The following is a 5204-nucleotide window of genomic DNA, read 5'->3' as shown; positions in this document are numbered from 1 at the left end:
GCGGGTTGCTTGGCAAATGCTTGAGCTTGGACATCCGCAAATACGCAATGGCGATAAAGTTTCTTGCAGTTCTAAAGCCACGCGCGGCGCGTTTAGCCTGTTGGAGCAAACCATTCATGGCCTCCACATAAGCATTGCTGCGGTTGTCCAGCATGCCGCGCACCACACCGTCCAAGCGCTGCTTTAACGTGCGGGTCAACTTCTTAAAGGGTGCCAGACGACAGCGCGTGGCCCAACTCAGCCACGCCTTCAATTCAGACTTGGCTTGTGTCGCGTTGTTGTGCCTGGCCGCATTGGCATAAACCGTACGCAGCGCCATCTTCAGCCGCCACGCGCGGGCACTCCTCAAGGTCGAATGCTGCAGCCAGTGCATCGCGTTGGTCTGATTGACGCTCCAGCCATCAGGATTGCGGCGCATGCCCCAGGTCAGACTCTTGAGTAATTTGCGGTCGTTGTCACCCAATGCAGCCTTGATCGCTTGGGGCTGGGTGCTTGTCTCGTGGCGTCGCACCTCGTCCATGGCCTCATTGGCCATCGCCACCACATGAAACCGGTCATAACTGATTTGCGCTTGCGTCAAGGCTTGCGCAACCCCTTTGGCGTAGGCTGCGCTCATGTCCTGACAAACGTGCGCGACTTTCCCTGGTTCGCCCCCGTGCGCTTGAAGGTCTTGCGCAAAGTTGACGACCGTTTGATGGTCTCTTCCTTCACAGGCAAACAGTAGGCGCTTCTTGTCAAGGTCATGCACCACGGTGATGTAATCTTGACCCTTGCGCAAGCTGGTCTCATCGATGCCGATGACGCGCACCGCCGACATATCGTCGAGTGAGCGGGCCTCATCCACGTAGTGTTCAATGCGCCGCCACAGCTGTTTGTCGGTGCAGCGCAGCAGTGCAGCGGCTTGGCGCACGGGCAGCTCCCGGCACAAAGACAAAGCCAGCGCTTCAAACAATGCAGTGAAGCCACTGCCCTCGCGCGCCCAGGGGACCTGTGCCTGTGTTGTCTTGCCGCAGTCGCTGCAGGCCACGCGTGGCACCTCGGCTTGCAGCCAAGCTTCGTATTGGAAGAAGTCCAAGTGCCGCCATTGGCGTTTTTGTCGGTCATGAATGCCTTGATCGAGCAAGCCACACACGGGGCAGGCCAGACGTTTGGCATCGCAGGTGAGATCAAAGTCAATGCGACGGCGGGCCATGTCGAGGTTGACGTTTTCAACGCGCCACGGGTCAGACAAGCCCAGCGCACTGGTGAACAAAGATTCGATTCCAATAGCCATTTACGGATCTTCAGTTGATGAACGGACATCCGCCATCAGGATTTGTGAGCAGCCGACTGCGCCTGTGGCCAACAAACACCACCGGGCTCGGTTACTGCATTGTATTTTTCAAGTCAAGTTCCACACGAAATGACGAAGAGCCAAAGGTTTGGGGGTACGATCGCCGCTGTCTGTATACAGGGAACTGCTCCTAAACAGTCCTCAACACTCCACTCTCATTCATTGAAATTAAGGGTGTTGCACTTCACTTTTGAATCCGCCCTTCGCAGTTGTGGTGTCGGGCACCAAGACGACTGGGGTCGTTCGTTGTGATCAACCAAGAGTCATTGATCTGGCAGCACGCGATGCGCGTAAGGTGGACACCCTTCCTGAGGTGATCCTGGACGAGGTATTGGCCAAAGTGGCAACGCTATTTGAATAAAACTCAAATCGTGTAATTGGTGTCGGATCCCATTTAAAAAATTCTTAAAGATACTTTCTTTAATTTCTCGTCGCCTGAGGAAATTGGAAAGACGCTGACACACAGGTTAAATGTGTTGCGGAGATCGTTCAAGCCGACATGGCTCAGCGAATGGGTGTGTCGCGCAGCACGCTCAACACGCTCGAAAAACCGGTAAGGGTTCGGTGACGTCCTGGATCAAACTGGTGCAGTGCCTTGGCCAAGGTTAATTGGGGTCAGATGCCAATTATCGTCGGCCCAAAGAAAAAACCCACCGTGTTGCCACGGTGGGTTCTTGAGACTATCAAATTTTCAGCTGACTTTCGCCAGCGTCAAATCAGAAAGCGTGACGCACACCGACTTGGAAAGCAGTCGACTTGGCATCTGCACCGTTCACAGCGACCATACGGCCTGCACCGTTGCCCAGACCGTAAGCATTACCAACGCTGTTGTCGGTCACGGCGTAAGTTGCGTACAAATCAGTGCGCTTGCTCATAGCGTACAGGCCTTGAATGGCCAATTGAGTAGCTTTACCAGTCTCAGCGCCAGCGACAGTGTACTTGCTGGTGATGTAGTTGGCATTCAGCTTGTATGCACCCAAAGGCACACTCACGCCGAGGATCATGGATGAGTTCTTCATCTCAGAAGCAGTAGCAGCGCTACCAGCTTGCTTTTCAGTGGCTTGGCCGATGGTGGCCAATGCAACGCCGAAGTCATATCGGGCGTATGCAGTGGTCAGGTCATACTTGCCTGGCAAGCCAAGGCCAGTTGTTGTACCGACAACAGCAGTGCTCTTGGAGGCAGTAGCGCCAAGGCCTGCAGAGATTTTGCCAGCGGCGTACGAGAGGTGGTAGCTTGTGCCGTCACCGTTTTTGGCAGTGTTCAAAGTTGTAGCAGTGCCAGTGTTGGGGTTCTCACCTTGGAACATTTGCACTTTGGCCTTGAAGCCAGACAGCGAGGGCGACTCATAGCTGATGCCGTTGGATGCGCTGGCAGCTGTTGCCACTGCGTTGGCGGACTGACCAGAAATCATCAAAGTCATGTTCAAGCTGTTGCCAGCACCGTTGGAGCCGACAACGTCAGCAGCCAGCACGGCTTGGAAAGCTGGGGTGTACTCGCGACCAACGCGGATTTCACCCATATTGGCATTGGACAAGCCAACATAGGACCAACGGTTGAAAGTCAGACCTTGAGCACCGCCCAAAGAAGCGCGGTCAGTCGAGGGTGTGGTGGCACCGTTGAGCTGAGGAGCAGTTGCTGCACCAGATTGTGTAGTCAAGCCACCAGTGGCTTGGTTGTTGGCATTGGAAGAAGCACCAGCGCCGTTGTCCAGGTTGTAGCCAGCTTCCAGTTTGAAGTTGGCCTTCCAGCCGCCGCCCAGGTCTTCAGTGCCCATGAAACCAACAAAGTTGGAACCACGGCCAGCACCAAAAATACCAGTCACGCTGTTGGCGCCAGACTTGGCAGAAGTGTATGCAGCATCAGCTTGGCCGTATATAGTCACAGAAGATTGTGCGAAAGCTGTAGTGGCTGCCAGTGTAGCCAGAGCAGCTAGATTGCGCGCATTATTTGAGAATGAGGAAACTAGAATGACTTTGTACAACTTATACTTTTCTAACTTATGAATGTTCAACCACTTTTAGCTGCCTTGTGTGCCAGTATGTCGGATTTTCTGGAAAAACCGATGGATGTCATTGGTAAATCAGGCGAGTCGGCGGTTGCGATACTCGATCGCAATAAGCCCGTTTTTTATGTTGTCAGTCCAGAAGTTTGGGGTCAGATAGTAAATAGTAGAAATTCGAGACAAATAACCATTGAAACTTCAGATTCAACCGATTCTGTTTTGACGCGGGGGCCGATGCGTCTCAACCGCTTTGAAGCTTTGGCCGAACAGTTGCTCGAAAAAGAAAATCAGCGCGTTCAGCGTGGGGAATTGAGTCCCTTGTCCTTGGGCATCCTGCGCAACCGTCTGGATGCGCATGTGTTGCCGTTTTTCAAATTCATCCCGCCATCGCAAGCGACCCCAGTCATGATGGAAGGCTTTGTCAAGCGCTTGACAGACCATCAGATGAGTTCGACCACCATTTCCCAGTACTTGGTGGTGGTGCGTAAATTGTTCAAACTGGCGATCAAACACGGGTTTTTGAACGAAACGCCAGAACTGCCAGTCATCAAAGTGGCGTCCAAACCCCGCTCCATGCTGAGCTTGCAGGAATACGCGGCCGTGGTGCATACGGCTTATCGCTTGTCAAGGCAGGGCAGCAAGGCTCCTGAAATCAAAGCATCCTCGGGTCACCGTGAACGGTTTTGGGTCGCGCCTCGCAATTTGACCCTGGCCCCCGACATGGCGTGGGTCATCCGGTTCATGGTGAACAGCTTTATTCGCCCGGGAGACTTGCGTCAGCTCAAGCACAAGCATGTGCAGGTGGTCAGGGGCGAGAGTGTTTATTTGCGGCTGACCTCGCCAGAGACCAAAAGTCATGACACACCCATCGTGACGTTGTGCCCAGCAGTGCATGTCTATGAAACCGCGCTGGCCCATTCACGGTCTTTGGGGTTTGGTGCGCCGGATGATTACGTCTTTCTGCCCGCCGAAAACGACCGTGGTTATGCGCTGGCCGTGCTGGGTTTTTGGTTCAAATGGATCATGCGGGAGGCTGGCGTCACCACAGAGGATTCATCGGGCAGATTGAGGACGCTGTATTGCTTGCGTCACACGTCCATCATGTTCCGGCTGCTTTATGGACAGGGCATTGACATGTTGACCCTGGCGCGCAATGCCCGCACGTCGGTGCAGATGATTGAGCAGTTTTATGCCTCATCTTTAGATGGCGAGATGAACGTGGCCATGTTGCAAAGCCGTCGGACCCAGAAAAATGGCGCTTCTTGATCTGGCCTCAGCGCTTAGGCCGCAGACGGTGGCAGTTTATTGCTCCGGCACGTTGAAGTTTGAAGTGTGTGAGAAGTGTCATCTCGAAGGTCGGCACTCGAAGAGTCCGACATTGCACCATTCACCGCTACCGCCCGCGCAAGCGCAAATGCTCAACCCACGGCCCATGTCGGGGTCTTCGACCGCCGACCTGCGGGTGCACGCCACGCCTTGCCCCTTGTAGGTCGGCACTCGAAGAGTCCGACATTGCACCATTCACCGCTGCCGCCTGCGCAAGCCCAAATGCTCATGCCACCGCCCACGTCGGGGTCTTCGACCGCCGACCTACGGGGGCACGCCACGCCTTGCCCCTTGTGGGTCGGCACTCGAAGAGTCCGACATTGCACCATTCACCAATGCCGCCCGCGCAAGCGCAAATGCTCAACCCACGGTCCACGTCGGGGTCTTCAACCGCCGACCTGCGGGGGCACGCCACGCCTTGCCCCTTGTAGGTCGGCACTCGAAGAGTCCGACATTGCACCATTCACCGCTGTCGCCCGCGTAAGCGCAAATGCTCATGCCACCGCCCACGTCGGGGTCTTCGACCGCCGACCTACGGGGGC

At 55.1% G+C, this 5204-nt stretch carries 5 protein-coding genes; 2 read left to right on the top strand and 3 right to left on the bottom strand.

From position 1 onward, the window contains the following. On the bottom strand, nt 1–1273 hold a 1273-nt coding region (locus H663_RS40655; RefSeq protein WP_116695964.1), incomplete at its 3' end, for an ISL3 family transposase. Nucleotides 1274–1523: 250 nt separating this feature from the next. Between H663_RS40655 and H663_RS40650 the strand changes: the two genes are divergently transcribed. Continuing rightward, nucleotides 1524–1694 carry a type II toxin-antitoxin system PemK/MazF family toxin gene (locus H663_RS40650; RefSeq protein ID WP_116695963.1) on the top strand — a complete coding sequence of 57 codons (171 nt, stop codon included), beginning with the start codon at nt 1524–1526 and terminating at the stop codon, nt 1692–1694. Between the two features lie 355 nt (nt 1695–2049). On the opposite strand, the gene H663_RS40645 is transcribed toward H663_RS40650, so the two are convergent. Next, the gene (locus tag H663_RS40645) at nt 2050–3345 is read right to left on the bottom strand and encodes a porin (protein WP_083451098.1); all 1296 of its coding nucleotides are present in this window, start codon (nt 3343–3345) and stop codon (nt 2050–2052) included. Nucleotides 3346–3570: 225 nt separating this feature from the next. Between H663_RS40645 and H663_RS40640 the strand changes: the two genes are divergently transcribed. Further along, entirely contained in the window at nt 3571–4602 is a 1032-nt protein-coding gene (locus H663_RS40640) for a phage integrase SAM-like domain-containing protein (protein WP_053171286.1), read from the top strand. Between the two features lie 420 nt (nt 4603–5022). On the opposite strand, the gene H663_RS42090 is transcribed toward H663_RS40640, so the two are convergent. Next, a partial coding sequence (locus H663_RS42090; RefSeq protein WP_205872768.1) for a hypothetical protein occupies nt 5023–5204 on the bottom strand: 182 nt, incomplete at its 5' end.

This window comes from Limnohabitans planktonicus II-D5 (assembly GCF_001270065.2).
In the GTDB taxonomy this organism is placed as follows: domain Bacteria; phylum Pseudomonadota; class Gammaproteobacteria; order Burkholderiales; family Burkholderiaceae_C; genus Limnohabitans_A; species Limnohabitans_A planktonicus.
This window is presented reverse-complemented; position numbering and strand designations above follow the sequence as displayed.